This is a genomic window from Rhizobium anhuiense, assembly GCF_003985145.1.
Taxonomy (GTDB): domain Bacteria; phylum Pseudomonadota; class Alphaproteobacteria; order Rhizobiales; family Rhizobiaceae; genus Rhizobium; species Rhizobium anhuiense.
The window spans coordinates 1,095,234-1,122,226 of the sequence record NZ_ML133521.1 but is presented as its reverse complement, the minus strand read 5'-3'; the positions used below and the strand labels follow the sequence as shown (position 1 = coordinate 1,122,226).

General features: G+C 61.4%; 30 protein-coding genes. 18 read left to right on the top strand and 12 right to left on the bottom strand.

From position 1 onward, the window contains the following. The first annotated feature begins 2 nt into the window (after positions 1–2). Complete coding sequence (locus EEQ99_RS05430) at positions 3–767, top strand: FadR/GntR family transcriptional regulator (RefSeq protein WP_047613211.1); 765 nt, start codon at positions 3–5, stop codon at positions 765–767. Between the two features lie 35 nt (positions 768–802). Here the strand turns inward: EEQ99_RS05430 and EEQ99_RS05425 are convergent, their stop codons facing one another. Together EEQ99_RS05425 and EEQ99_RS05420 are read right to left on the bottom strand one after the other, a co-directional pair. Continuing rightward, the gene (locus EEQ99_RS05425; RefSeq protein ID WP_064248489.1) at positions 803–1,255 is read right to left on the bottom strand and encodes a DUF421 domain-containing protein; all 453 of its coding nucleotides are present in this window, start codon (positions 1,253–1,255) and stop codon (positions 803–805) included. 10 nt (positions 1,256–1,265) lie between these two features. Beyond that, positions 1,266–2,498 carry a protein-L-isoaspartate(D-aspartate) O-methyltransferase gene (locus EEQ99_RS05420; RefSeq protein ID WP_127430102.1) on the bottom strand — a complete coding sequence of 411 codons (1,233 nt, stop codon included), beginning with the start codon at positions 2,496–2,498 and terminating at the stop codon, positions 1,266–1,268. 403 nt (positions 2,499–2,901) lie between these two features. On the opposite strand from EEQ99_RS05420, the gene EEQ99_RS05415 reads away from it, so the two are divergent. Both EEQ99_RS05415 and EEQ99_RS05410 read left to right on the top strand, forming a co-directional pair. After that, positions 2,902–3,519, top strand: a complete 618-nt coding sequence (locus EEQ99_RS05415; RefSeq protein WP_047613209.1) for an outer membrane protein — start codon at positions 2,902–2,904, stop codon at positions 3,517–3,519. A gap of 161 nt (positions 3,520–3,680) precedes the next feature. Next, the gene (locus EEQ99_RS05410; RefSeq protein ID WP_047613208.1) at positions 3,681–4,589 is read left to right on the top strand and encodes an acetamidase/formamidase family protein; all 909 of its coding nucleotides are present in this window, start codon (positions 3,681–3,683) and stop codon (positions 4,587–4,589) included. A 16-nt stretch (positions 4,590–4,605) separates the two neighbouring features. Here EEQ99_RS05410 and EEQ99_RS05405 read toward each other — a convergent pair whose 3' ends face one another. From EEQ99_RS05405 to EEQ99_RS05390, 4 genes are all read right to left on the bottom strand, one after another. After that, positions 4,606–5,544 (bottom strand): NAD(P)H-binding protein, encoded by a 939-nt coding sequence (locus EEQ99_RS05405; protein WP_052213333.1) that lies wholly within the window; start codon positions 5,542–5,544, stop codon positions 4,606–4,608. Between the two features lie 101 nt (positions 5,545–5,645). Beyond that, complete coding sequence (locus EEQ99_RS05400; protein WP_063476159.1) at positions 5,646–6,503, bottom strand: helix-turn-helix transcriptional regulator; 858 nt, start codon at positions 6,501–6,503, stop codon at positions 5,646–5,648. An 82-nt stretch (positions 6,504–6,585) separates the two neighbouring features. Beyond that, entirely contained in the window at positions 6,586–7,488 is a 903-nt protein-coding gene (locus EEQ99_RS05395; protein WP_127430101.1) for a proline iminopeptidase-family hydrolase, read from the bottom strand. Positions 7,489–7,552: 64 nt separating this feature from the next. Next, complete coding sequence (locus EEQ99_RS05390; protein WP_047613206.1) at positions 7,553–8,350, bottom strand: helix-turn-helix transcriptional regulator; 798 nt, start codon at positions 8,348–8,350, stop codon at positions 7,553–7,555. Positions 8,351–8,478: 128 nt separating this feature from the next. On the opposite strand from EEQ99_RS05390, the gene EEQ99_RS05385 reads away from it, so the two are divergent. From EEQ99_RS05385 to EEQ99_RS05365, 5 genes are read left to right on the top strand one after another with little or no spacing between them, the layout of a single operon-like run. Next, the gene (locus EEQ99_RS05385) at positions 8,479–9,369 is read left to right on the top strand and encodes a proline iminopeptidase-family hydrolase (RefSeq protein ID WP_127430100.1); all 891 of its coding nucleotides are present in this window, start codon (positions 8,479–8,481) and stop codon (positions 9,367–9,369) included. A 51-nt stretch (positions 9,370–9,420) separates the two neighbouring features. After that, a complete protein-coding gene (locus tag EEQ99_RS05380; protein ID WP_047613202.1) occupies positions 9,421–10,359 on the top strand; it encodes an ABC transporter permease in 939 nt (312 codons plus the stop codon). Continuing rightward, positions 10,356–11,207, top strand: a complete 852-nt coding sequence (locus EEQ99_RS05375; RefSeq protein WP_127430099.1) for an ABC transporter permease — start codon at positions 10,356–10,358, stop codon at positions 11,205–11,207. Before EEQ99_RS05380 ends, EEQ99_RS05375 begins: the two co-directional genes overlap by 4 nt. Further along, positions 11,204–12,913, top strand: a complete 1,710-nt coding sequence (locus tag EEQ99_RS05370) for a dipeptide ABC transporter ATP-binding protein (protein WP_127430098.1) — start codon at positions 11,204–11,206, stop codon at positions 12,911–12,913. Before EEQ99_RS05375 ends, EEQ99_RS05370 begins: the two co-directional genes overlap by 4 nt. Before the next feature lie 19 nt (positions 12,914–12,932). After that, positions 12,933–14,447, top strand: a complete 1,515-nt coding sequence (locus EEQ99_RS05365) for an ABC transporter substrate-binding protein (protein ID WP_047613196.1) — start codon at positions 12,933–12,935, stop codon at positions 14,445–14,447. An 83-nt stretch (positions 14,448–14,530) separates the two neighbouring features. On the opposite strand, the gene yghU is transcribed toward EEQ99_RS05365, so the two are convergent. The 3 genes from yghU to EEQ99_RS05350 form a co-directional block, all read right to left on the bottom strand. Next, on the bottom strand, positions 14,531–15,406 hold the full coding sequence (gene yghU, locus EEQ99_RS05360; RefSeq protein WP_063476155.1) for a glutathione-dependent disulfide-bond oxidoreductase: 876 nt from the start codon (positions 15,404–15,406) through the stop codon (positions 14,531–14,533). Positions 15,407–15,561: 155 nt separating this feature from the next. Continuing rightward, positions 15,562–15,819, bottom strand: a complete 258-nt coding sequence (locus EEQ99_RS34470; protein WP_164735875.1) for a hypothetical protein — start codon at positions 15,817–15,819, stop codon at positions 15,562–15,564. 46 nt (positions 15,820–15,865) lie between these two features. Continuing rightward, positions 15,866–16,768, bottom strand: coding sequence for an NAD(P)-dependent oxidoreductase (locus EEQ99_RS05350; RefSeq protein WP_127430097.1), 903 nt, complete (start codon positions 16,766–16,768; stop codon positions 15,866–15,868). Between the two features lie 160 nt (positions 16,769–16,928). On the opposite strand from EEQ99_RS05350, the gene EEQ99_RS05345 reads away from it, so the two are divergent. From EEQ99_RS05345 to EEQ99_RS05305, 9 genes are all read left to right on the top strand, one after another. After that, positions 16,929–17,396, top strand: a complete 468-nt coding sequence (locus EEQ99_RS05345) for a universal stress protein (RefSeq protein WP_127430096.1) — start codon at positions 16,929–16,931, stop codon at positions 17,394–17,396. Between the two features lie 141 nt (positions 17,397–17,537). Then, on the top strand, positions 17,538–18,452 hold the full coding sequence (locus EEQ99_RS05340) for a DnaJ C-terminal domain-containing protein (RefSeq protein ID WP_097543982.1): 915 nt from the start codon (positions 17,538–17,540) through the stop codon (positions 18,450–18,452). Between the two features lie 2 nt (positions 18,453–18,454). Beyond that, positions 18,455–18,778, top strand: a complete 324-nt coding sequence (locus tag EEQ99_RS05335) for a chaperone modulator CbpM (RefSeq protein WP_097594764.1) — start codon at positions 18,455–18,457, stop codon at positions 18,776–18,778. Between the two features lie 151 nt (positions 18,779–18,929). Then, a complete protein-coding gene (gene napE / locus EEQ99_RS05330) occupies positions 18,930–19,124 on the top strand; it encodes a periplasmic nitrate reductase, NapE protein (RefSeq protein WP_097544073.1) in 195 nt (64 codons plus the stop codon). 3 nt (positions 19,125–19,127) lie between these two features. Next, positions 19,128–19,631: a ferredoxin-type protein NapF gene (locus tag EEQ99_RS05325; protein WP_097543984.1), complete on the top strand. Its 504-nt coding sequence runs from the start codon at positions 19,128–19,130 to the stop codon at positions 19,629–19,631. Further along, entirely contained in the window at positions 19,624–19,908 is a 285-nt protein-coding gene (locus EEQ99_RS05320) for a chaperone NapD (RefSeq protein WP_097543985.1), read from the top strand. Before EEQ99_RS05325 ends, EEQ99_RS05320 begins: the two co-directional genes overlap by 8 nt. Further along, a complete protein-coding gene (napA, locus tag EEQ99_RS05315; protein WP_127430095.1) occupies positions 19,883–22,387 on the top strand; it encodes a periplasmic nitrate reductase subunit alpha in 2,505 nt (834 codons plus the stop codon). The genes EEQ99_RS05320 and napA overlap by 26 nt, the downstream gene beginning before the upstream one ends. Beyond that, on the top strand, positions 22,357–22,857 hold the full coding sequence (locus EEQ99_RS05310; protein WP_097622801.1) for a nitrate reductase cytochrome c-type subunit: 501 nt from the start codon (positions 22,357–22,359) through the stop codon (positions 22,855–22,857). Before napA ends, EEQ99_RS05310 begins: the two co-directional genes overlap by 31 nt. Before the next feature lie 5 nt (positions 22,858–22,862). Then, positions 22,863–23,573: a NapC/NirT family cytochrome c gene (locus tag EEQ99_RS05305; protein WP_164735902.1), complete on the top strand. Its 711-nt coding sequence runs from the start codon at positions 22,863–22,865 to the stop codon at positions 23,571–23,573. An 18-nt stretch (positions 23,574–23,591) separates the two neighbouring features. Here EEQ99_RS05305 and EEQ99_RS05300 read toward each other — a convergent pair whose 3' ends face one another. From EEQ99_RS05300 to EEQ99_RS05290, 3 genes are read right to left on the bottom strand one after another with little or no spacing between them, the layout of a single operon-like run. After that, entirely contained in the window at positions 23,592–24,521 is a 930-nt protein-coding gene (locus EEQ99_RS05300) for a phosphatidate cytidylyltransferase (RefSeq protein ID WP_097543988.1), read from the bottom strand. Next, positions 24,518–25,138, bottom strand: coding sequence for a lysophospholipid acyltransferase family protein (locus tag EEQ99_RS05295; protein WP_127430094.1), 621 nt, complete (start codon positions 25,136–25,138; stop codon positions 24,518–24,520). The genes EEQ99_RS05300 and EEQ99_RS05295 overlap by 4 nt, the downstream gene beginning before the upstream one ends. Next, complete coding sequence (locus EEQ99_RS05290; protein ID WP_127430093.1) at positions 25,135–25,764, bottom strand: CDP-alcohol phosphatidyltransferase family protein; 630 nt, start codon at positions 25,762–25,764, stop codon at positions 25,135–25,137. Before EEQ99_RS05290 ends, EEQ99_RS05295 begins: the two co-directional genes overlap by 4 nt. Before the next feature lie 234 nt (positions 25,765–25,998). Here EEQ99_RS05290 and EEQ99_RS05285 point away from each other — a divergent pair, with 234 nt between their 5' ends. Next, positions 25,999–26,985, top strand: a complete 987-nt coding sequence (locus EEQ99_RS05285) for a BMP family protein (RefSeq protein ID WP_047613180.1) — start codon at positions 25,999–26,001, stop codon at positions 26,983–26,985. The last annotated feature ends 8 nt before the right edge of the window (positions 26,986–26,993 follow it).

Below are 26,993 nucleotides of genomic sequence, written 5' to 3'. Positions count from 1 at the left end.
ACGTGGCTGAAGTGAATGGCGAATCTTTGAACGCGGAAGCCGGCCCGCCGGGCAAGCCGGAACGCGGCAAGGCCGTCAAGTTGGTCGATCGCGTCTTCGACCAGTTGCTCGAGCGTATCCGCGGCGGAAACTATCCGCCGGATTCACGCCTTCCCGGCGAGCATGAGCTTGCCTCGATGCTGGGTGTGTCGCGGCCGATCGTCCGCGATGCGCTGGCACGCCTGCGCGATCAGGGCATGGTCTATGCCCGGCAGGGCGCCGGCACTTTCGTCAGCGCGCATGGATCGCCGACGACGCAGCTTGCCTATTCGCCAGTCAAGACGATCGCCGATATTCAGCGCTGTTACGAATTCCGCCTGACGATCGAGCCGGCGGCGGCCTATTTCGCTGCCAAGCGGCGCAATGAACAGGCGATCCAGAAGATCGCCAGCGCGCTTGCGGATCTGCGTGAAGCGACCAGCCATCAGCTTCACCGCACCGACGCCGATTTCATGTTCCATCGTGCCGTCACCGAAGCCGCCAACAATCACTATTACACGGCCTCGATCGATGCGCTGAAGGCCCATATCGCCGTCGGCATGCATCTCCACGGCCTCTCCCTGCTCGGTCCCCGCCAGGGGCTGGAACAGGTCTATGAAGAGCACAACGCCATCTACAAGGCGATCGCCGATGGCCGGCCTGACGATGCGCAGAGGCTGATGAAGGCGCATCTCGAAGGCTCCCGGGACCGCCTGTTCGAGGGCAGGGTGCTTGACCTGTCCTTCTGAAGCGCATCCCCAAGCGGCTAAACGCTCGAAATGAGTCAGCCGGATTTCTGCTTCTTGATGATGCTGATGTTGCCGCTCACTTCGAGGATGGCAAATTTTATCTCCGTCACGCTCTCGATACCTTCCTGGCTTCGCGCTGCCTGCATGACATCTTCCTTCTGCAGCCGGGCTCCTTTGAGCGCGCGTTCGTCGTAGACGCCATCCGTCACCAGAACGGTCGGAACGCCATCGATGATATGAGCTGCGCGAGGCCACCACCTCTTGACGTAGGACAGGCCGATGTCGGTCGTAAACAGCGTCAAGATCAAGATGACGGCGTTGGTGATCGAGAAGTCATCGCCGAGCATCGCCTGCTGCGTGGTTTCCGAGATCACCAGCACGATGACCAGATCGAACGGCGTCATCTGCGCCAATGTCCGTCTTCCCGACAGGCGGATGATCACGAGCAGGGTGAAATAGATTGCCAGTCCGCGTAATACCGCATCCACCGTGCCGTCCTCATGGAAAGATGAAAGTGGATTGGCTGCGGATCTCCCCGCCCATGCCAATGGTGGCGCGAAGAGGGCCGGGGAGTTGCGTTTGCAGACGGAACACGATTTGCGTCGGTCCTGCCGGGTCAGCGGGGAACACGTAGCCTATTCGGCCCGCGCGCGCGAAGGTCGCCTTTTGAGGCGGATCGACGCCCTCAATCGAAAAGGTTTGAAGAAAGGCCGCATCGATCGTGAAGATCCTGTCGTCGGATGACGGCGTGAAGTTCACGGTCATATACTCCGGAGCATTCCATCGGGAGATGACCGGAAAGTCCACGGAGCCGTCCGGCAACAGAAGTGTTTGCCGTGAAAGCGGACCACCTCGTCCCAGCAAACCCAGCAAGCAGGTAACCAGAAGAAGCGTGAACACGATCCAGGAAATACGTTGAATAGCCCAGAACCGTCGCTGAAATTCGCTATGATCGAGAACACCTTCCGGTAATGCGGGCAATGGGAGGATCTTTCCCATGCCTCCTGCCTTTGCGTCTTGCGGAGAGTTTGGCTCGGACGCAAAAGTTTCCGGCGATGACGGGGCCGTCGCCGTGTACATTGGGTGTGTAGCAGTCCAGGCGTCTTCGCCAATCAGGGGAACGAAGAGCACCCCGCCGAGATCGTCTTCCTCGAATGCGGCGGCTCCGGTACGCGTGAGGCGTTTCAGGCGTTGCGCTTCACCGCGGCCGACCGGGACGATGAGCCGTCCTCCGAGGACCAACTGCTCTTTCAATGCGCTTGGCACCTCGGGTGCGCTCGCAGAAACGATAATGGCATCGAATGGAGCGGCTTCCGCCCAGCCTTTGCTGCCGTCGCCGACGCGAACGTCAATGTTGCGGTATCCCAGCTTCTCGAAGCGTTCCTTGGCCTGAAGCGCCAGTCTTTCATGGCGCTCGATGGAATAGACGTGGCCTGCTATCCGGCTCATCAGGGCTGAAGCATAGCCGGAGCCCGTTCCGACCTCGAGCACTTTGTCGCCGGCATCCAGATCGGCCTTTTCGAGCATCAGAGCCACGATGAACGGCTGCGAAATTGTCTGGCCTTCGCCAATCGACAGCGGCGCATCCTCATAGGCGAACTCCTCGGAGCCCGGAGCGACGAATTTTTCGCGCGGCACCATGAGCATTGCCCTGGTGACGTTTTGATCGCGAATACCACGACCGGTTACGTGGTGCTCCACCATGCGTTCTCGGATGCGCGTCATGTCCACGGATCAGCTCCACTGTCGCCGATTGCACCTTGGGCAAACGTCCTGATGGTGCAGACTGTAAAACAAATGGGCGACGAGGGAGTTCCTGCGCGGAGCAGATTTTGACAAGCGGCGAGGGCGCGGGTGAAGCGACATCCGATGGGTCGCACTTCATCCTGGAACCCACCCCGCTACATGAAAAAGTTGCATAATGCATGTTATGGAACTAAAATATATTTTAAATTACAATAGCTTGTATTAAATCGCGCGCGGCCGCCCCGCGTTCCAAGACGCTCCCCGTCACAACATATCGCAACAATAAAGCGCAAACCGCAACACCGAACCGCAGCATAATGCATCGCTCCCAGCCGACTTGCCGGTTTGCTGACGCCCTTTCCAATCATCGAAATGACGAGGCACTTTAATGTACACAAAGATAATCACGCTGGCCGCCGTGGCTTTCTCGGCCGTGCCGGCTTTTGCCGCCGATGCCGTGGTTCAAGATCCCGCTTACATCCAGCAGGCACAGACCCAGTCGGCCTTCGACTGGTCGGGATTTTATCTCGGGCTTCAAGGCGGATACACCTCGACACATGCGAGCTATCTCAACGGTTCCGAGCAGGATCTGGATGGAGGTTCGACGGGTATCTATGGTGGATATAATTTCCAGCACGGTCCCTTCGTCTTCGGTATCGAGAATGACTTCAACTACAACTGGAAGGACGGGAGCGACGTTTCCCTCAAATGGGACGGCTCGGCGCGCGGGCGCGTGGGATATGCCTTGGACCGTACACTGATCTACGGAACCGGAGGTTTGGCCGCGGCCGGTGGAGAAGTCGACGTGCCCGGCGTTGGCAAGAAGGACGACATTCTGATCGGCTGGACAGCCGGCGGCGGCGTGGAACATGCCCTGACCGACAATATAGTGATGCGCGCCGAATATCGTTATGACGACTTCGGACGCAAGGATTTCGGCTCGGCGCTTGGCGATTTCGAGGTCAATCAGCAAAAGGTCACGGTCGGCACCAGCTTCAAATTCTGAACGTCGATCCGATCACGCCTCGACATCGGTTGAGGCGTGATCATCTCCTGGTGTGCGAATATTGGCATTGCAGGCAATCTCTGATCTAGTCTCGAACTCTCTCCGCCGGGCAGTCCAGCCGCAGGCTCCTGATATTCGAAACGAGCGAGAGCTGTATTCTCATGACCACGCACCGCTTCATTCCGACAAGCTTTCACAATGTCATCGGCTCTCTTCAGCCGGCCCTGCATATTGCCGACGGCGATACGGTCGTCACCGAGACGCTCGACGCTGCCGGGCATGACAAGGACGGTATCAAGCAGGCGCCTGGCGGCAATCCGATGAACGGCCCGATCTTCGTGGAAGGGGCTGAGCCCGGAGATGCGTTGCGAGTCGAGATCATCAGCATGACCCCGACCAGGGATACGGGTTTTACACGCAGCGTCGTTGCCGCCAATGTCGTCGATCCCGAAGCGGTTCGTGACCTGCCGCCGCGCGATGTCGCCATCTGGGCGATCGACCGCGAGGCATTGACCGTCCGGCTTTCCGAGCCCGTCTCCGGCCTCGAAAATTTCGTTCTGCCTCTCGCCCCCATGATCGGCTGTTTCGGCGTGGCGCCCAGCCTCGGCCAGGCGATATCGACCGCGACCAGCGGCGAATATGGCGGCAACATGGATTATCGGCTGTTCGGCCCGGGCACCACGGTCCGCTTCCCGGTCGCGGCGCCCGGCGCCTTGTTCTTTCTCGGTGACTGCCATGCGGTGCAAGGGGATGGCGAGATCGTCGGCACCGGTGTCGAGACCACCTTCGACGTCACGGTGCGGCTGACGGTGGAGAAGAAGGCCGGCCTGGTCTGGCCGCGCGGGGAAACCGCCGACGATATCTTCACCATCGGCAATGCCCGGCCCCTCGATCAGGCGCTCCAGCATGCGACCAGCGAAATGCTGACCTGGCTGGCATCGGACTATGGCCTGGACAGGACGGCGGCCAGCCATCTGCTCGGCCAGGTGGTGCGCTATGACGTCGGCAACGTCTTCGATCCGGCCTATACGATGGCATGCCGTGTCGCCAAGAAATGGCTGGTCGGCTGATAGAGATCATCGGAACCTACCATCCCTGGTTGGGCTCCTCTCCACGCCTGACATGATCGACTACCTCAGCCCGCGGAGCATGGGGAAGAAACAGTTCAAGAGCAGCGGAAAGGTCCGTGCGGCCGCGGCGGATTTCGCCGTCGCCGGCTTCCACTCCGATCAGGCCTTTATTGTGCACATCGGCGAGCCTGACGATCAGATCGGCGTAATTGTACGAAAGTCCTGCGCGCGTCAGCGTTGCCGGCCAATCGGCACGCGGCAGTTCGCGTGCGACGACGCTCCGGGTCATTAACCGCCCCAAGGCCGCAGCGATCTCGAGCGCCGTGTATTCGCGCGGCCCCTCGCCATGGACGATCCGCGGCGAATGTCCGTGTTCCTCGCCGGCCAGCAGAAGGTCGGCTGCCATACCGCCAATATCGGCGGCGGAGACCGTCGGGAAAGGCCGCGATAGCGGCTGGTGCATGCTCGGCATTATGCCGGTCTCGCCAGCGATCTTCAGGTAGCGTGCCCAGTTTTCCATATGTTCGGCCGAGCGCAGAAAGACCATCTCGGTAGCGCATTGCCGGAACCGTTCCTCCATCGCATGGAACAGGCTGGTAATGCCGGTATCGATCGTCAGATGTGCGCCGTAATCCGAGATCGCCAGGACGCGCGGCGGCCGGGCGGCGTCGATCGCGTCCGCCATCCGCTCGATTGATCGCAGCATCTGGCGTCTGACATCGGCAGCATGCGGATTGATTGGGCAGATGAGCTGGACGGCTGTCGCATTCCTCATCGCGCCGGCCATGGCATCGGCATCGCCAATCTCGGCAATGGCGATCTCGCATCCGAGTGCTGCAAGTGGTGCAGCCTTGCCGGGATCACGGAGCACCGCCCTGACGGGAGCGCCCTCGGCCGAAAGCTTTGTTATCGTTGCCTTGCCGACCTTGCCGGTGGCGCCGAAGATGACAAACATGGTTCTCTCCTTCGCTTGTTCGCTATCGAAAGAGGATGCCTTGATGTCGTGGATCTGGCCTGCGCATTCGGCCGATCCGTTGCAGGATCGGCCATTTTTCGTCAATTGACCAAGCGGGCGATGGTGCCTGGGCTGATGCCGAGCAGCCGCTTCATGCTGTTTGCCATATGGCTTTGATGCGCAAAGCCTGCCGCCAGCGCGATCTGGCTCAGCGGCAGGCCGGAGGTCCGAATCAATGCCTCGGCGCGCGAGACCCGGCGTTGCATCACATATTGATGCGGCGGTATGCCGAAACTATTTCGAAATTGCGTCTTCAGGTGCGAGAGGCTGAGTCCGGCAAGACCGGCAAGTTCGGCAAGCGAAAGCAGCGCGTCGAGATTGTCCTCGATGTAGTCGGTAAGTATCCGCTTCTGCCGGGGCGAGAGCGCTCTACCGGCATCCGCCGGGCGAGAACTGCCGCTGCCGGCCTCGACCAGACGGAGCGCCAAGGCTGTTGCCAGCGTATCGGCATGGAGATGGTCGGACGGCTCGTCCGCTTCGAGCTCCGCTTTCAAGGCCCAGGCGATTGCCTCGAGCCGCTGATCGCGGAGCTGAAATTTCGGCGCCATCGCTTCCGCGGGATCGCGTCCGAGGTCGATGGCAGCCTGATGGAAAAGATCCTTGCTGATCTTCAGCCGCAGGATCATGCATTCGCCGTCGTCCTCCCAGACGCCATCCAGGCCGGCTGGCACCACATCGATATCGCCATGCTTCTGCAGCCGGCGATGCTCCCGCCCGTCACAGCGGCATTGCGCTCGCACAGGTCGGCCGACGTGGATTCCGAGGCGATGATAGGGTGTCCCTGCAATATGGGTGCGGCCGGGCGGAATGCGCAGCAGCTCGGCCTCCAAGCCGCGCCAGCCACGCCCCCTGCTCGTTGCAAGGATGGTCGCGCTTCCTGCTTGCGGATGATCGTTCATTGGTCCGTCCCATTCGCTTTCGAATGGGACGGAGACTATCCCAAGCGTCATTTCCGCGGCAAGAAGCGGATTGGGTGAGTTCTCAATCGTGCCGTGACAGGAAAGTGGAAACGGTCGTCAGGCAAAGCTGCTTTTCCTCGACATGCGGCATATGGCTGGAATTTTCGAAGAGCACCCATTCGCAGCCGGGAACGTGTTCGAGATAGGGCCTTACCACCAGGGGTGTCGCCTCGTCGTATTTTCCCGAGATCAGCAGCGTCGGGGCCTCGATGCGGTCGAGCCTTGTTTCGATCGTCCAGTCCTTCATCGTGCCGATGACGTGAAACTCGGTCGGGCCGTTCATGTTGCGGTAGACGGTATTGTCCTCGTCCATGATCGCGAAGGTGCGCGCCACTTCAGGCGGCCACGGCACCACGCGGCAGACATGGCGGTCATAGAAGACGCGCGAGGCGGCGATATAGTCCGGATCGGCGAGGCTTCCCGCCAGCTCATGCTTCAGCAGCGTGTCCTGCACCTCCTGTGGCAGTTCCTGCCTTAGCCGGTTCGCCTCCGAAACCCAGGTGTGCATGTTGGCCGGCGAATTGGCGATAACAAGCGCCTTCAGGCCTTCAGGCCGGCGCACCGCATGTTCGGCGCCGAGCATGCCGCCCCAGGACTGGCCGAGAAAGGCATAACGATGCTGAATGCCGAGATGGGAAAGCAGCGCATCCAGTTCTTCGAGGAACAGGCCGACCGTCCAGAAATCCGGACCCTTTTCCGGAAGGCGGGTGGAATTGCCATTGCCGAGCTGGTCGTAATGGATGACCGGGCGGCCGTCGAGAGCGGCGATATCCTTGAAGGAATCGACATAATCATGGGTGCAGCCAGGTCCGCCATGGGCGACGACGAGCGGCAGCTTGCCACTGGCAAGCGAACCGGTGACGCGATACCAGGTGCGATAGTCGCGAAAGGGCAAATAGGCTTCTTTGGTCGTGACTTCGCCCACGGGCGTCTCCATCTCTTGGCCGTATGAAAAAAGCATAACGCGGCGGCAACGGTGAAGGCAGCTATCACAAGTTATAGGGTGGCCAATGATGGGTCGGCCGGTCTTCGAGCAGGCGGTAATGGGTGGCGCGCACCACGGCCTGGGTGCGGTTGCGGGCGCCGAGTTTCTTGGCCGCGGCGTTCAGATGCATGACGACGGTCGGCACGGAACGATCGATGATGCGGGAAATTTCCTTGGCGGAATAACCTTCCGCCGAATGGCGCAGGCATTCGCGTTCCCGCTCGGTCAGCCGGATCGTGCCGACGCTTTTCGCCCGCGTGTCGAAAAGCGTATAGGCGCTCTCATGGAAGACGTGGGCCAGCAGGTTGAAGTCGGCGATATAACGCAGGGCGTGCCGTTCGAACTCGTCGTTACCGCCGAAGCGGATGCCGGTGACCGTCGCATAGTCGCCGCGTGGCATATGGACCGGGACGGTGACGCCGGTCGACATGTCGCGTTCGCTCAAATAGCGCGTCACCGGCGCCGTGTCCTCGTTGATGAAACCCCTGATCAGCGTGTCGGCGTCCGGGTCGTAGTTCCAGAAGAAGGGTGCGGAGGTGCGCAGCGCCACCTGTTGCACCGGATCGATACGGAAATAGCCCTGATTGAACCAGTAGTCGTGCATGTCGTCGGAAATGTTCCTGAGCTTCAGCAGCGACGGTATCATGATCGCGCCGTCGAGATCGTAGGGCACCGGCGTGTAGTCGTAGATCAGCGCCTCGAAGCCGATCTGCTTCATCGCCTCGAAGGCCTGATCGATCCGGCCGTCCAGCGTTTCATGCGCTGTGAACTGCGCTCTGATCGTTCCGATATCGTCAAGCACGGGCTGCTCCAGTTTCGACGTGGCGCCCTACCCTATCACTTCTTATAGCTGGCACGGAACGCGATTTACGATAAAAAAATAACCACGCCCAAATATTGAGCAAGTGAAACCTTCTGCCGGAGCGATCAATGTGGCGTGAAATACAGCCGGACGAGCGATTCGAGATCGATGTCGATGGTTATCGCATCGTTGCTTACAGTTTCGGAGCCGGCAGTGAGACGGTTTTCTGCCTGAACGGCGGGCCGGGTCTGCCCTGCGATTACCTGCGCGAGGCGCATTCCTGTCTCGTCGACAAGGGCTATCGTGTCGTCGCTTTCGATCAGCTCGGCACCGGCGCTTCCGACCGGCCGGACGATCTCTCGCTCTGGACAATCGGCCGTTATGTCGAGGAGACGGAAACGGTGCGCAAGGCGCTGGGGCTCGGTAAGGTCCACATGCTCGGCCATTCCTGGGGCGGGTGGCTGGCGATCGAATATGCGCTGACTTACGCTCAGAACCTGAAGACGCTGATTCTCGAGGATACCGTCGCCGACATGCCGCATCTGATCTCGGAGCTGGAACGGCTGCGTGCAGCACTCGGTCCCGAAACCGTATCGATGATGCAGAAACACGAGGCGCAGGGCACCTACAATCATTCGGAATATCTCGCCGCCGTCACGATCCTCAACTACCGCCACGTCTGCCGTCTGCCGGAATGGCCGGCGCCGGTGCGCCGCTCGCTCGACGATTGGAACATGGCGCCCTACGAGACGATGCAGGGACCGAACGAGTTTCTCTATATCGGCAACCTCAAGGACTGGAACCGCATCCCCGATCTGCCGCGGCTGACGCTGCCGGTGCTCATCACGACGGGAGAGCATGACGAGTTGACGCCGGCCTGTGCGCTCAGGATGAAGCTTGCGCTGCCGAATGCCGAGCTGAAGGTATTTGCCAATGCCAGCCATATGCCGTTCTATGAGAACCCGCAGGATTATTATCCGGCGCTTCTCGATTTTCTCGCCCGGCACGAGGCACACTGATGCAGCACAAAGCGGAGCGAAGCCGACGAAAACAGAGAGGCGATCGCCGTCATGCATCGCTATAAATTCGTTCTGACGCGACCGCTGCAGTTCCTGCCCGTCATTTTCGGCATCAGCATCATCACTTTCATTCTGGTCCGGCTGATCCCCGGAGACCCGGCGCGCAACATCCTCGGCACGCGCGCCACGCCGGCGGCCCTTGCCAGCATCCGCGCCCAATACGGCCTCGATCAGCCGATGTGGCTGCAATATGTCTATTTCCTCAAGAACCTCGCCAATGGCGAGATGGGCAAGTCGATCCTCTACAAGATCGACGTGCTGAAGCTGATCGTTACCCGCATCGAGCCGACGCTTGCGCTCGTCGCCGCGAGCGTCGTGCTGTCGGTGCTGATCGCGGTGCCGATGGCGGCGATCGCTGCGCGCAATGCCGGCCGGGCGCCGGACCATGCGGTGCGCATCGTCTCGACCTTCGGCATCGGCTTTCCGCCCTTCTGGCTGGGACTGATGCTGATCATCCTCTTCAGCGTCGAACTCGGCGTGTTGCCGGTTTCGGGCTACGGCGCGACGATTGGCGAAAAGCTGTCGCATCTCGTGCTGCCGAGCCTGACGGTGGCGCTGTCGCTTTCGACCGTGCTGACGCGCAGCCTGCGGGCGGCGATGATCGAGCAGCTGAAATCGGATGTCGCGACGGCGGCGCGCGCCCGTGGCATGCCCGAAGGCATCGTCTTCTGGCGACATGTGCTGCCGAATTCGTTGGTACCGACGATCAACCTGCTTGCCGTCAACATCGGCTGGCTGATCGGCGGCACGGTGGTGGTCGAGAGCGTCTTTGCGCTGCCCGGCATGGGACAGCTGCTCGTCAGGGCGATCTTCTCGCGCGACTATATGGTGGTCCAGGGTGTCGCCATGGTCTTTGCCTGCGCCACCGTGCTCATCAACTTCATCGCCGACATCGTCACCGTCGCCGTCGATCCGAGGGTGAAGCTATGAGCATCGAGGCGATTGCTCCCGCATCTCTCGGCTGGCGCCGGTTCTTCGGCCGGCGGCTGATGCTTGCCGTCGGTGCCGGCCTGCTGTTGTTCTTCGTCCTGCTGGCGATCGGCGCGCCCATTGTCGCACCCTACGATCCGATCATGCAGAATGCCGATGTGCGGCTGCAGGCGCCTTCGCTGTTGCATCCCTTCGGCACCGACAATTTCGGCCGCGATATCCTCTCTCGCGTTATCTGGGGCGCGCGCCTCGACCTGCAGATGGCGCTGATCGGCGTCATTTTTCCCTTCCTGATCGGCACGACGGTCGGCACGATTGCCGGCTTCTTCGGTGGGATCGTCGATGCGCTGTTCATGCGTCTTGTCGATATCATTCTTGCCTTCCCCATCCTGGTGCTGATGCTGTCGATCATCGCAATTCTCGGCCCTGGCCTCGGCAGCTTCTATATCGCCATGGCGCTGGTCGGCTGGGTCTCCTATGCGCGGCTGATCCGGGCGCAGATGCTGGTGCTGAAAAGCAGCGACTATGCCGTCGCCGCCGTCAGCCTCGGCTTCAGCCGCACGCGCATCATGTTTCGCCATCTGCTGCCGAACGCGATCGCCGGCTCGATCGTCTTTTCGATGTCGGATGCGACGCTGGTGCTGCTTAGCGGCGCCGCCGTCAGCTATCTCGGCCTCGGCGTCCAGCCGCCGATCGCCGAATGGGGCGTCATGGTCGCGGAAGGACAGAGTTTCATCACCACGGCCTGGTGGATCACGCTGTTTCCCGGCCTTTCCATCGTCTGTCTCGCCTTCGGCTTCAGCATGCTGGGCGATGCGCTCGGCGAGCTGCTGGGGGTGCACGAATGAGCGGCTCCGTACTCTCCGTCCGTGATCTTACCGTCAGGGCGCATGTCGATTCCGGCCCGCGCACGCTGCTCGATGCCGTCTCGCTCGATCTCGGCAAAGGCGAGATCCTCGGTCTCGTCGGCGAAAGCGGCTCGGGCAAGAGCCTGTTCTGCCGCTCCCTGGTGCGCCTGCTGCCCTCTTCGCTGCTGAAGATCGAGAGCGGCAGCGTGCTGCTCGAAGGGCGCGACCTCATGCGGGTCGATGATGGCGAGATGCTGAAAGTGCGCGGCGGCGAGATCGGCATGATCTTCCAGAACCCGACCAGCCATCTCGACCCGGTGATGCGGATCGGCGATCAGATTGCCGAGGGCATCCGCTATCATCAGGGTCTCGGCGCCCGCGAGGCCCGCGCCGCGGCGACAGATATCCTGGCGCAGGTCGGCTTCCCCGATCCCGCGCGCCAGTACGACAGCTATCCGCATGAATTTTCCGGCGGCATGCGGCAGCGGGCGATGATCGGCGTGGCGCTGTCCTGCAATCCGAAGGTACTGATCGCCGACGAGCCGACGACGGCGCTCGACGTGACCATCCAGGCGCAGATCCTGCGGTTGTTGATCGACATTCGCGACCGGCGCGGCCTTTCGATTATTCTGATCACCCACGATCTCGGCATCGTCGCCCAGACCTGCGACCGCATCGCCGTGCTGCGCGGCGGCAAACTGCTCGAAGAGGGGCCGAAGCGGACGATCCTGGCGCGGCCGCAGCATCCCTATACGATCAACCTGATCAACAGCCACCCTTCCCTGCCGGGCGAGACAGCGGCGCCGCTGCCCGAAATTGCCGAGGCCGGCCAGCCGGCGAGGCCCTTGCTCGAAATCGATGATCTCCACGTACGTTTCAGAGCCGGTGGCGCCCTGCTTAAGGGCGGCGCCAAGACGGTGAGCGCCGTTGCCGGCGTCAGCCTGCAGATCATGCCGGGCGAGACGGTCGGCATCGTCGGCGAATCCGGCAGCGGCAAGAGCACGCTTGCCCGCGCCGTGCTCGGCCTCACACCGCTTTCCTCAGGCCACGTCACTTTCGACGGCGTCGATCTGGCGCTGCAGAAGAGCGCGGGCCTCGCAAAGCTGAGACGCGAGACGGCGATGGTCTTCCAGGACCCCTATAACGCGCTCAATCCGCGGCTGACCATCGGGCAGATGCTGGCCGAGGTCCTGAAGGTGCAGGGCAAGGTCGCCAAAGCCGATATCCCGGCGCGGATCAATGCTCTGCTCGACCTCGTCGGCCTCGAACGCGAATTTGCCGGCCGCAAGCCGCGCAGCATGAGCGGTGGCCAGTGCCAACGCGCCGGCATCGCCCGCGCGCTGGCCGTCGACCCGAAACTGATCATCGCCGACGAGTGCGTCGCCGCCCTCGACGTCACCATCCAGGCGCAGATCATCGAGCTCTTCCGCGAGCTCACGGCGAAGATGAACCTCACGCTGATGTTTATCGCCCACGATCTCGCGATCGTCCGCAATCTCTGCGAACGCGTGGTTGTGATGTATCGCGGCGAGATCGTTGAGGAAGGCCGTTCCGAAGAGGTGTTCGCGCGGCCGAAGCATCCTTATACGGCGGCGCTGATCGCCGCCATTCCCGACATCGATCCTGACAAACCGCTGCTGCAAGGCGCCGGTGGCAAGGACGATCCGCAATCGATACCGATCCAGCCCATCAAACGCATGCCATAACAACGAAGGGAACGAATTCATGACAAACAGGTGGAAATCAATCGGGCTTGCAGCCTTGCTCGCCGGCCTGACGCTCAGTGCAAGTTATGCCGAAGCCGCCGGTGTGCTGACCATCGGCCGCCGCGAGGATTCGACGACATTCGATCCGATCAAAACCGCGCAGAACATCGACAACTGGGTGTTCTCCAACGTCTACGACGTGCTGATCCGCGTCGACAAGACGGGCACGAAACTGGAGCCGGGCCTTGCCGAAAGCTGGACCGCCTCGGATGACGGGCTGACCTACACGTTCAAGATCCGCGACGCGAAATTCTCCGACGGTTCGCCGCTGACCGCGGAAGATGCCGCCTACAGCCTGCTGCGCATCCGCGACGACCCCGCCTCGCTCTGGAGCGATTCCTACAAGGTGATCGATACGGCGGTCGCGACCGACGCGCACACGCTGACGATCAAGCTCAAGAACCCGTCTGCGCCGTTCCTTTCGACGCTGGCGCTTCCGAATGCCTCCGTCATCTCCAAGAAGGGCATGGAAACGCTGGGTGCCGATGCCTACGGCGAGAAGCCGATCGCATCCGGCGCCTTCGTGGTCGAGGAATGGCGGCGCGGCGACCGCGTCATTCTGAAGAAGAACCCGAACTTCTGGCAGGCCGACCGCGTCAAGCTCGACGGCGTCGAGTGGATCTCGGTGCCTGACGACAACACCCGCATGCTGAACGTTCAGGCCGGCGAGCTGGACACGGCGATCTTCGTTCCCTTCTCCCGCGTCGAGGAGCTGAAGAAGGACCCGAACCTCAACGTCGATATCGATGCCTCGACCCGCGAGGATCATCTTCTGATCAACCATGCGCATGGCGCGCTCGGCAAGAAGGAAGTCCGCCAGGCGCTGGATCTTGCGATCGACAAGAAGGCGATCGTCGATACCGTCACCTTCGGCCAGGGCACGGTCGCCAATTCCTACGTTCCGAAGGGCGCGCTCTATTACTATGCCGACAATCTGCAGCGGCCTTATGATCCCGAAAAGGCAAAGGAGATGCTGGCTGCTGCTGGCGCCTCCGACCTGACGCTGAACTATCTGGTGCGCGCCGGCGACGAAGTCGACGAACAGACGGCCGTGCTCGTCCAGCAGCAGCTGCAGAAGGCCGGCATCACCGCCAATCTGCAGAAGGTCGACCCGAGCCAGGAATGGGACATGATCGTTGCCGGCGACTACGACGTCTCTGTCAACTACTGGACCAACGACATTCTCGATCCGGACCAGAAGACCACCTTCGTCCTCGGCCACGATTCCAACAACAACTACTCGACCAATTACAAGAACGAGGCGGTGAAAGAACTGGTGGCCAAGGCTCGTCTCGAGCTCGACCCGAAGAAGCGCGAACAGATGTATGTCGAATTGCAGAAGATGGCGAAGGACGACGTCAACTGGATCGACCTCTATTACAGCCCCTATATCAACGTCTCGCGCAAGAATATCGAGAACTTCTACCAGAACCCGCTCGGCCGTTTTTTCCTGGAAGATACGGTCAAGAACTGAGTTCGGGCAGCATGCAAATGCTCCGCCGCCGTAAAGGCGGCGGAGCCTCATTTATTGCTGCGACACGTGGATGAGGCCGCTTGCTACTCGGCGGCCGCGAGCTTGTCCTGCGTCCTGGTGTCGAAGTCGCTGGCGTCGTGGCGCTCGTGCAACTGGCTTGCGGGCTCGCCGGAGAGGCGGTTGACCATCCGGCCGCGTTGCACGGCCGGCCTGCTATGAATGGCGTCGGCCCAGCGCAGCACGTTCTTATAGTCCTCGACCTGCAGAAACTCGGCCGCGCCGTAGGTCCAGCCCTTCACCAAGCCGCCATACCAGGGCCAGACGGCAATATCGGCGATCGTATATTGGCTGCCCGCCAGATACTCGCTTTCGGCAAGGCGACGATCGAGCACGTCGAGCTGCCGCTTCACCTCCATGGCGAAGCGGTCGATCGCATATTCGATCTTGACAGGCGCATAGGCGTAGAAATGGCCGAAGCCGCCGCCGAGATAGGGGGCGCTTCCCATCTGCCAGAACAGCCAGGACAGGCATTCGGCGCGGTCGGCTGGCTCGGTCGGCAGGAAGGCGCCGAACTTCTCGGCGAGATAGGTGAGGATGGCGCCGGATTCGAAGACACGGATCGGCTTCGGACCACTGCGGTCCATCAGCGCCGGGATCTTGGAATTGGGGTTGACCGCGACGAAGCCGCTGCCGAACTGGTCGCCATCGCCGATCTTGATCAGCCAGGCGTCATATTCGGCGCCGCTGTGGCCGAGCGCCAGCAGTTCCTCGAGCATGATGGTGACCTTCTGGCCGTTCGGGGTGCCGAGCGAATAGAGCTGCAGCGGATGACGGCCGATCGGCAGTTCCTTGTCATGCGTCGCTCCCGCGATCGGGCGGTTGATGCTGGCGAACTGGCCGCCATTCGCCTTGTTCCAGGTCCAGACCTTCGGGGGTGTATAATCGGAAGAACCGCTCATCTTTCAAACTCCTGGGATTGGTCAGACAGAGTGCGGCGCAGGTTGGGTTGCCGCATTTTTCCTGACATAGCAGAGGCGATGAGGTTTTGTCACAGGTGTCGGCGCGGTTTCACGCAATCGTCAGAGTCTTGGCAAAGCTGAAGAAAACCGCTGCTTCAGGCATCCGCGTCGGGAAGACGCCTGCCTGTTGCCGCTGAAAACAGATGTTCGCTGGCAGACCGCAAGGCGAAGCGGATCGTGTCGCCCGGCCATGGCGGGCCGATCGCCATGCCGCGGATGCGACCGATGTGCTCGCCCGCCCCAAGGGTTGCAACGGCTTCTATGGCGCGTGTGGAGCGCTTGCCGACCGAGGTCGCGATCCGGGCACAGGTCGAGCAATTCGCGACGATATAGGCATGGCCTGGATCGGGCACGAGGCCTGCTGCCGGCTCCGCCGATGTGGGGTGCCGGCAGCAAAGGTCAGTTGTCGGTTTCCGTGGAGCCAAGGATCTCGTCCAGCTGACCGACAAGAACACGGCTGCCCTCCACGTCGGAAGCCATCCTGGAGAAGAGCTCCGCCATGCCGCGGAAGATGGTCGCCGCCGGATCATCTTCTCCCAGGAAATCGGCAATCTCCTGCATTTCGGCGACCCATCGATAGGCTTTCGGGTACATGTCGGGAATGGATTTCGACAGCTTGCGGTCGACGTCGGGAAGGCTTTCGGAGAGTTCGGCTTTCAGGCTTTCGGCAGCACCCGAACGCGATGCGGCAAGCAGCATGGCAGTGCCGAGGCCGATAAATCCCTTGTTGATGCCGGCATAACACATCTTCAGTGCCGAGGCGGCGCCGAGCGGTCCGTCGAGCCTGCGGATCCTGAGGCCGCAATCCTCAAGCAGCCGGCTCCGCTCGGCACGATCGCCGCTGATATAGATGGTCGGACCTGATTTGCCGGGAACCGGCGGCCCGCCGATGATCGCGCCATCGAGCACCTCCACGCCGCTGCCGTCGAACCGTGCCGCCAAAGCCTGCATGGTTTTTGGCGCAATCGCGTTGAGGTCGATGAAGGGCGGCGGCGCCGGCATCCTCGACGATATGTCCGCGACGAATTCGGCGACCTTGATCGCCTGCGCCGGCGGAACGATCGACAGGATCAGCTCGGCCTTTGTCAGCTCCTGGCGTCCGACCGGTACCATGCCGGCTGCCATTGCCCGCGCAATCGTCTGCTCGCTTCTGCCCTCGAGATGGGTCAGCACCGTGGCGCCGCGGTCGATCAGCCGTTTGGCGACAGCGCTTCCCATCGCACCCGATCCGATAATCGCAAAATGCGGCATGTGAACCTCAATAAGTGACGACATCGGGTTAGAACTGTTGCTGATGGCCATATCGTCAACTGCGACGATTCAGCCGGAGGTCCCGTTCTAAGCAAATGGCGGTTTTGTGAGGGCTACCGTTGCGAGGCCTTTCCTTGACATTCGTCAATGCCGCGACGGTTGAGACCGGTATGATCGGCGCTATCATTCGCATTCGAGGATATGGATTTCAATGTATCGAACAATCATCTGCGGCATCGGCACGGGTTCGAGGCAAACGGCAATCCGGCTTTTGCGCCGGGCTGCGGCATTGGCGGATGAAGGCGGAAGCATCGTCGTCATGCATGTCATCGAGAATATCCCGCGCCGTCACCTGACGGAGCTTCCCGAGGCATTCGAAACGACCGCCATCGTCGACGCCGAAAAGAAACTTGCATCGCTCTGCAAGGAAATGGGGATTTTGGCGACGATCGAGGTTCGCATCGGCATTGCCGCTTCCCAGCTCGTTTCCGTCGCAAGGGAGAAGTCGGCCGATCTCATCCTGCTGTCGTCGCATGTGACCGATATCACCGACTACGTCTTCTCCTCGATTGTCGACAAAGTCGTGCGCCACGCCGGGTGCTCGGTTCTCATCGATCGGCGTTTAGATCACGCATATGAGGGCGCGGCGTCTCAAGCCGAAGACATGGCATTGTTCTAATCTCCACTGCGCTGGCGTGACCGCAGTGGCTTTGTCGCGCTGATATCGTCCGGCGACCAATTTACCCTCCCCGGCGGCGGCCCGGCAACCTATATCATCCCCAAGCCAACCAGCAGTATACGCTGCCCTCAGGAGATATGTATGAGCCAGGATCCCTATGAGCTTCTGGGCGTGAAACGGGATGCGACGCAAAAGGATATTCAAAGCGCGTTCCGCAAGCTCGCCAAGAAACTTCACCCCGACCTCAACCCCGGCGACAAAAAGGCAGAGGAGCGGTTCAAGGAAATTTCAACCGCTTATGAGATCTTGAGCGACGAGGAAAAACGCGGGCGTTTCGACCGCGGCGAGATCGATATTTCAGGCGCCGAGCGGGCGCAGCGCAATTATTACCGCGACTATGCCTCGAAGAGCGGCCCTGGCGATCCCTACCACAACAGTGCCGGATTTGCCGATTTCGGCGATGCCGACGATGTCTTTGCCAACTTCTTTTCACGCCGGGCCGGAGGCGGCCAGAGCCGTGGTCGTGGCCGGGACCGCCAGTTCTCGATGGAGGTCGATTTTCTCGAGGCCGTCAACGGCACCAGGACCGAGGTCAAGCTTCCTGGCGGCCCAGCGCTTGACGTGCAGATCCCGCCGGGAACGCGCGATGGCCAGACCTTGCGGCTGCGCGGCAAGGGCGAGCCGGGCATCGGAGGCGGTCCGGCGGGTGATGCCCTGATCGAAATCCGTGTAGGCCCGCACCGCTTCTTCACGCGAGACGGCGACGATATCCGCCTGGAACTGCCGATCTCGCTCAATGAGGCCGTGCTCGGCGGCAAGGTTCGTGTGCCGACGCCGTCTGGGCCGGTCAATCTGACGCTGCCGCCGCATTCGAACACCGGCAAGGTCCTGCGCCTCAAGGGCAAGGGTGTTGCAAAACGCAGCGGCGGACATGGCGACGTTTATGTCTCCCTGAAGATCGTGCTGCCTGACAATCCCAACGAGCGGCTGACGGACCTGGTGAAGGAATGGGCGACGGCAAACTCGTATGATCCGAGAAAGAACATGGAGGCTTGATCATGGATGATCTCGAATTCCGTCTTTACTTGAAAATCGACATCGACCAGCTCGACCTCTGGATCGAACAGGGTTGGTTGATCCCCGAGACCTCAGGCGGCCAACGGCAATTTCGCGACGCCGACGTCGCGCGAGCGCGGCTGATCCTGGACCTCATGGGAAACATGGGCGTCAACGAAGCCGGCGTCGATATCGTCATGGAGCTGGTCGACGAGTTGCACGGCCTGCGGGGAACGATGGGCAAGTTGATGACCGCCATCGGCAGGCAGGAGCGGGATGTTCAGCGCCGGCTGTTCGACAGCCTCGAGGAGGTCGACCGGGTCTAGAGTTACTTGCGTGCAGGCGTTTTCTTACGACGCTCCATGACGGCGACAATGCGAGCCTGCTGCCTGCGAGAGGAGGCAGCAGGCTAGTGGAATGCAAGTCATCTGGTCATGGATGACTGGGCATGGTATCGTCCGCGCCTGGGGGCCTGTCATGTCTGAATTGCTTCAAAAAGCATCGGGGCAGAGCGATCCGCGCGCGAAGCGCCGGGCGGAAGTGCTGGCTTTCCTTATCCTTGCATTCGGAATATGGCCTCTGGTCGCCGTGGGTGTCGTCGGCGGCTACGGTTTCCTCGTATGGATGTTTCAAATCGTGTTCGGCCCTCCGGGGCCGCCGGCGGGGCATTGAGCCATGTCCCAAGTGCCGATGTCTCGACGTCAATTCCTCTCAGTCCGGCCGGCAACGACCGATCACAGGATTTGTCCGCCAGGAGCATCGATGCAAAGCCTTGCCGCGGCATGCACGGGGTGCGGACGATGCGAGGAGCGATGTCCCACCAAGATAATCCGTCTGGTGGACGGACTGCCGTTGCTCGACTTTATGCGAGGCGAATGCACGTTTTGCGGTGAATGCGCGGCATCGTGCCCGCAACCCGTTTTCACCACAGAGCGGATCGATCGTTTTGCCCATGTCGCCGCGGTTGGTGATACCTGCCTGGCGAAGCGCGGCATCACCTGTCAGTCCTGCGGAGAAGCTTGCCCTCAGCAGGCGATCCGTTTCCGGCCCCGCGTCGGCGGCCCGTTTCTTCCGGAACTTCGCACCGACATTTGCAATGGATGCGGAGGGTGCATCGCCGGATGTCCCGTCAACGCCATCGTGTTGCAGCCGAGCGGGATGGAGGCGGCCGATGCCTGAGCGGGGTCTGCGCTATCACATATCGAGTGCCGTGATCGCGACCATGCCGGCCCGCACCGGGGCTGTGCTGGCGGCCATCGCCGAGATGCGGAATGTGGAAGTCCACGCTCACGCCAACGGAAAGATCGTCGTCACTATCGAGGGAACGAGCACGGGCATGCTCGGCGATCGTCTATCGCAAATCTCGCTCCTGGACGGCGTGATTGCGGCAAACATGGTGTTCGAGCATGTCGAGGAGGAGATGCAAGGCCATGACGGGAGAATTGAACAGGCGTGAGCTTCTGAAGGCCCAGGCCGCCGCCATCGCCGCGGCCGCTGCCGGAATAGCGATGCCGGCTGTCGCGCAGCCGGTGCCCGGCGGCGTCGGTGCATTGGAAATCAAATGGTCGAAGGCCCCCTGCCGCTTCTGCGGCACCGGTTGCGGCGTCATGGTGGGCGTCAAGCAAGGTCAGGTCGTTGCAACGCATGGAGACATGCAGGCGGAGGTCAATCGCGGCCTTAACTGCATCAAGGGCTATTTTCTCTCCAAGATCATGTATGGCGAGGACAGGCTTCAGACCCCTCTGCTGCGAAAGCGGGACGGCCGCTACGCCAAGGACGGCGAGTTCGAACCGGTGAGCTGGGACGAGGCCTTCGACGTGATGGCCGAGCAGTGCAAGAAAGTGCTCGAGGACAAGGGCCCGACGGCTGTCGGCATGTTCGGCTCCGGCCAGTGGACGATCTTTGAAGGATATGCCGCGACAAAGCTGATGCGGGCCGGCTTTCGTTCCAACAATCTGGACCCCAATGCCAGACACTGCATGGCCTCGGCCGCTTACGGGTTCATGCGGACCTTCGGCATGGACGAGCCGATGGGCTGTTACGACGATTTCGAAAACGCGGACGCCTTCGTGCTCTGGGGCTCGAACATGGCGGAGATGCATCCGATCCTCTGGACACGCCTCGCCGACCGCCGGCTTGGGCAACCGCATGTGCGCGTCGCGGTGCTTTCGACCTTTACGCACAGGAGCATGGATCTCGCCGATATTCCCATCGTTTTCAAACCGGGAACAGATCTGGCGATTCTGAATTTCATTGCCAACCACATCATTCAAACAGGACGTGTGAACGAGGACTTCGTCCGCGACCACACGAAGTTTGCAAAAGGCGTCACCGATATCGGCTACGGCCTGCGCCCGGACAATCCGGTTGAAATCGCAGCGGCCAACGCCAGCGATCCCGGCAAGACCGAACCGATGGATTTCGACGCCTTCAAGGCGTTCGTTAGCGAGTACACGCTGAAGAAGACGTCCGAACTCACCGGGGTCGATCCCGAATTCCTGGAGCAGCTTGCGGAACTCTATGCCGATCCTGACCGCAAGGTGATGTCGCTTTGGACGATGGGATTCAATCAGCATGTCCGCGGCGTTTGGGCGAACCAGATGGTCTACAACCTGCATTTGCTCACCGGGAAGATCTCCGAACCGGGCAACAGCCCGTTCTCCCTCACCGGTCAGCCCTCGGCCTGCGGGACGGCCCGTGAAGTGGGAACCTTCGCGCATCGCCTTCCCGCCGACATGACGGTGACGAACCCCGAGCACCGCAAACATGCCGAAGAAATCTGGCGTGTCCCGCAGGGGATCATTCCGGAGAAGCCAGGATATCATGCAGTCCAGCAGGACCGCATGCTGAAGGACGGCAAGCTCAATTTCTATTGGGTGCAGGTCAACAACAACGTCCAGGCCGGACCGAATACGAGCAACGAAACCTGGCAGGGTTATCGCAACCCCGAGAATTTCGTCGTGGTTTCGGATGCCTATCCGACCATAACGGCGATGAGCGCAGACCTGATCCTTCCTGCGGCGATGTGGGTCGAGAAGGAAGGCGCCTATGGAAACGCCGAACGGCGCACCCATGTCTGGCATCAACTCGTTCAGGCCAAGGGCGAGGCGCGATCCGACCTCTGGCAGATCGTCGAATTCTCGAAGCGATTTACCACCGATGAGGTCTGGTCGAAGGAAATCCTCGATGCCAATCCGGCGTATCGAGGAAAAACGCTTTTCGACGTGCTCTTTCGCAATGGCGAGGTCGACCGGTTTCCGCTTGATGAGATCAGCGCCGAATACGACAATGCCGAGGCCAAGGCGTTCGGATTCTACATCCAGAAAGGCTTGTTCGAGGAGTATGCCTCCTTCGGGCGCGGGCACGGACACGATCTGGCGCCCTATGACCTCTATCATGAGGTCCGTGGACTGCGCTGGCCGGTGGTCAACGGCCAGGAGACGCGCTGGCGATACCGGGAAGGTTACGACCCCTATGTGAAGCCCGGCGAGGGCGTGAAATTTTATGGTCAGAAGGACGGCAGGGCCGTCATTCTGGCCGTGCCCTACGAGCCGCCGGCCGAATCTCCCGACGACGAATTCGATTTTTGGCTGGTTACCGGCCGTGTGCTCGAACACTGGCACTCGGGATCGATGACCATGAGGGTGCCGGAGCTTTACCGGGCATTTCCCGGCGCGCGATGTTTCATGAATGCCGAGGATGCCCGCAAGCGCGGCATCAATCAGGGGGCGGAGGTGCGGATCGTTTCCCGCCGCGGCGAGATCCGCTCGCGCATCGATATCAGGGGCAGGAATCGAATGCCGCCCGGCGTCATCTTCGTCCCCTGGTTCGACGCCAGCCAGTTGATCAACAAGGTCACGCTCGACGCCACCGATCCCATCTCCAAGCAGACGGATTACAAGAAATGCGCGGTCAAGATTCTCCCCGCCGTTTAAGGCGACCGGAATGGCAGGCAATCGCAGCCGGCGTCGTCGTTTTCCTCGCGACGGCCGCCTTCGGTCAGGTGATGCAGCAAACCGTCCCCCAGCTGGAGGGCCCGACGCCCTCGATGGAAACAGGGGCCGCCAAGCCGCTGCCGAAATGGATCGTCGACGACAAGCGCAGGATGCGCGCCTATCCCGACCAGCCGCCGATCATTCCGCATTCGATCGAAGGTTACGAACTGTCGGTCAACGCCAACCGCTGCCTCTCCTGCCACAAGCGGGAGTTCACGCAGGATAGCGGCGCGCCGATGATCAGCGTCACCCACTATATGACGCGCGACGGCCAGATGCTCGCCGACGTCTCCCCTCGCCGCTACTTCTGTACGGCGTGCCATGTGCCGCAGGCGGACACCCAGCCACTCGTCCCCAATGCGTTCAAGGACATGAGCGAGCTCGGTTTCAAGCCGGCCGGAAGCGAGTGACCGTCATGATCGCATTTATCAGGAAAGCGGTTCTGTGGGCGTGGTCGATCCTGACGACGCCGGCGGCAACGATCGGGCTCGGCGTCCTGACGCTGGGCGGCTTCGTTGGTGGCGTTCTCTTCTGGGGCGCGTTTAATACCGCGCTGGAACTGACCAATACCGAAAACTTCTGCACCTCCTGTCATGAAATGCACGACAACGTCTATCAGGAGCTTTCGCGCACCATCCATTTTTCCAACCGATCGGGGGTGCGGGCGACATGCCCGGACTGCCACGTGCCGCATCAATGGACCGACAAGATCGCCCGCAAGATGCAGGCCTCCAAGGAGGTCTGGGGCAAGATATTCGGCACGATCAACACCCGGCCGAAGTTTCTGGAAAAGCGGCTGGAACTTGCGCAGCATGAATGGGCGCGCATGAAGGCCAATGACAGTCTGGAATGCCGCAACTGCCATTCGTCGGTGGCGATGGATCTGCAGAAGCAGACACAACGCGCCGCCGAGATCCATACCCGATATCTGCTTTCCGGCCAGGCGACCTGCATCGACTGCCACAAGGGTATCGCTCACGAATTGCCGAACATGGAAGGCATCGATCCCGGCTGGAAAATGCCGAAGGAACTCGAGGGCAGGAAGATGGTGAATGCGACGCCTATCGCCGACCTTCAGGAGGCCATGGCGAGGGCTCACGCGTCATCCATGGAGGATGCGAGATAGGCTTTCGCGGATGAATTGTCAGACGGTGTACCAGTAGCGGACGATGTGGAAGAACAGCGGCGCTGCGAAGGTGATGGAATCCAGCCGGTCGAGCACGCCGCCGTGACCCTCGATCACATAGCCCCAGTCCTTGGCGTTCAGATCGCGTTTGATGGCCGAGAGCACGAAGCCGCCGAAGAAGCCCGCGACGACGATGACCGTGCTGATGGCCGCCGCCTGCAGCGGCGAGAACGGCGTCAGGCGATAGAGCAGCGTTCCCACAAGGATGGCCGAGGCGCCGCCACCGAAGAGGCCTTCGAGCGTCTTCGATGGGCTGATGTTCGGCGAGAAGCGATGCTTTCCCAGGAGCTTGCCCCAGACATACTGGAAGACGTCGCTGAGTTGCACCACGATGACGAGATAGACGAGAAGCAGGGCGGATGGCGTACCGGTCTGCAGCATCAGAAGTGCGGGAGCATGGCTGATCGAATAGACCGTCAGCATCAATCCCCATTGCACCCTGGCGGTCCGGGCCAGGAATTCGTTGACGTCGCCCGTCAAGGTCGCCACCGCCGGCAGGATCAGGAAGGCATAGACCGGGATGAAGATCGCAAATAGGCCGTACCACGCCGTTCCGAGCAACAGGTAATGAAGTGGCAGGACGACGAAGAAGGACAGGAACAGCGCCAGGTGATCGCCGCGCCGCGATGGCGTCAGCGTCCAGAATTCGCGAAGCGCCATGAAGGACAGGAATGCGAACAGGACGACCACCGCGGTATCGCCGAGCAGAATCGCGCCGCCGAATATAGCGACCATGATCCACCATGAGCGAATTCGGGCATTGAGATTGTGGACGGTAGCGACGGATCCGGGCTCGGTCGCCCGCCGCTGAAGGGTGAAGCCAATGGCCGAGGCGACGGCCAACAGGCCGAGGATCGCGGCAAGCACGATGGAGAAATGGCTGGTCATGCGATGCGTTCTCCGTCTGCTAGCTCGATGACCGCGGCACGGGCGCGGGCCAGGAACGCGTCTTTTCCTTCGCCCGGTTCGACGCGCAGCGGCTTGCCGAAGCGCGCCGTGCAGGTGATCGGGACGATCAGCCAGCTTCCCTTGGGCAGGATGCGCTGAAGATTGTCGAGATGGATCGGCACGAGATCGACATCAGGGAAACGGCATGCAAGGCGATAGATGCCGCTGCGGAAGGGGGCGATCTCATCGCTGGCGCTTCTCGTGCCTTCCGGGAAGATCAGGACCGAGCGCCCCTCCTCGAGCAGGCGCTCGATCGGCTCCAGCGGGTTGCTGTCGGGCAGAGGCTTGCGGTCTATCAGGACGGCGCGCAGGCCTTTCTCGGCGATGAAACGGCGAAAGGCGGTCGTTCCCCAATAATCGCGCGCCGCAACCGGATGGGTCAGCCGTCGCACCGGCCACGGCAGGGCGGCCATGACGGCGACGGTGTCGACATGGCTGTTGTGATTGGCAAAATAGATGCGGCGGCGGGGGTCGGGCGAACAGCCCCGCCACTCGCTGCGGGCGCCGACCACGATGCGGACGAAGAGCACGAGAAGGCGACGGACGAGTGCGATCATAATCTCTCCAGCGAGCGGGCAAGTCTTATCGTGCGCGTGGTGCAGGTGACGAGGCTTCCCGCCGCGATGATGACGGAGGCAAGGAGCAGCGACCAACGGCTGGTGGATATCACCGTCTCCACGCTCTGGGCGACGAGGCCCGCCGTCAGTACCGCCATGCGGCGCTGCTTGGCCATGATGCCGCTGAAGTCCTGAAGAAGACCGACCGCTCCTCCGAAGACCCTGATATAGGCGGTGAGTGCGGCGAGCAGCGCAGCAAGCCAGCCGAGCCAGGCAAAGCCGCAGGCATAACCGGCTGCGACGAGAAGCAGGCTGTCGGCGATCCGGTCGGGGAATTCATTGTAGAGCGGCCCGCTCTTGGTTTTCTTGCCGCCTTCGATCGCGACCATGCCGTCCAGCAGATTGCAGACGAGCCGCATCTGCACCGAGATCGCGGCACAAACCATGGCGATCGGATGGGCCGTGAAGGGGATGAGCGCCGCGCCGAGGCCGGCAAACAGGATCGAGAAAAGCGAAATGCTGTTTGGCGTGACACCGGTGCGTGCCAGCCACGCACTCAGGCCGATCGCCCAGGACGACGACCGGCTCGCGATCGGCCGCCGCGAGGCGTCTTCTTCATCACCCATTCCAATTTCCCCAACCCAATAGTTCTATGCATATCCTGCCGGAGTCGTCGCGCCAAGCCCCTGTAGATCCTGCCCGGCAAGCACGGTGGCGCCGGGCGTGCAGCCTGTCGTGTCTCGGTTTTTCAGTCAGGTCGCGGTGGCCGATCAGCCTGATTTTTAAGCCCAGTCGCGGCTTGACACATTTTTAGGCGCTACTATGATTTTTGAACCAAATGGTAAAAAAGGGAGCAATCAATGACCAAAGATATCCTGATTTCACGCCGGGCAGTGATCGCATCCGGCATTGCGCTTGGGGTCAGCGGCTTTGCCCCGCTGGCAAGAGCGGCCGCGCCGCTGAAAGTTGCCGGCATTCATGCCTCGCCGGTTGAAAATGCCTGGAACTCCTGTCTGCACAAGGCCCTGCAGGACGCGGCCAAGGAAGGCGTTATCGAATATGTCTTCTCCGAAGGTGTTTCCGGCACCGATTATCCCCGCGCCATGCGCGAATATGCCGAACAGGGCAACAAGCTGATCATCGGCGAGGCCTATGCGGTGGAGAAAGAGGCCCGGCAGGTCGCGGCCGACTATCCCGATACCGCCTTCGTGCTGGGTTCGAGCGGCGAGCAGGCCGGCGACAATTTCGGCGTCTTCGGCACCTGGAACCATGACGGCGCCTATCTTGCCGGCATGCTGGCGGGCAAGATGACCAAGTCGAATATCGTCGGTTCGGTCGGCGCCATTCCGATCCCCGAGGTCAACATGCTGATCAACGCCTTCGCGGCCGGCGTCAAGGCCGTCAACCCGGAGGCAAAACACCTCGTCTCCTTCATCGGCACCTTCTTCGATCCGCCGAAGGCCCGCGAAGCCGGTCTCGCCCAGATCGACGCCGGCGCCGACATCCTGTTCGGCGAACGTATCGGTACCGCCGATGCTGCCAAGGAGCGCGGCATCAAATCGGTCGGCTCGCTGATCGACTATACACCGCGCTACCCTGACACGGTGTTTGCCAACGCCATGTGGTATTTCCGCCCGATCCTCAACGCTGCGATCGCCGATGTCGCGGCCGGAAAACCGGTCGGTCGGAACTACACCTCCTACGGCCTGATGAAGGAAGGCGGCAGCGATATCGTCTTCGTGAAGGGCGTGGCACCCGCCGATGCGGAGGCTGCGATGGAAGCCAAGCGGGCGGAGATCAAGGCCGGTACCTTCGAGGTTCCGAAGATGATGGACGAGCCGAAGTAATTCGGCTC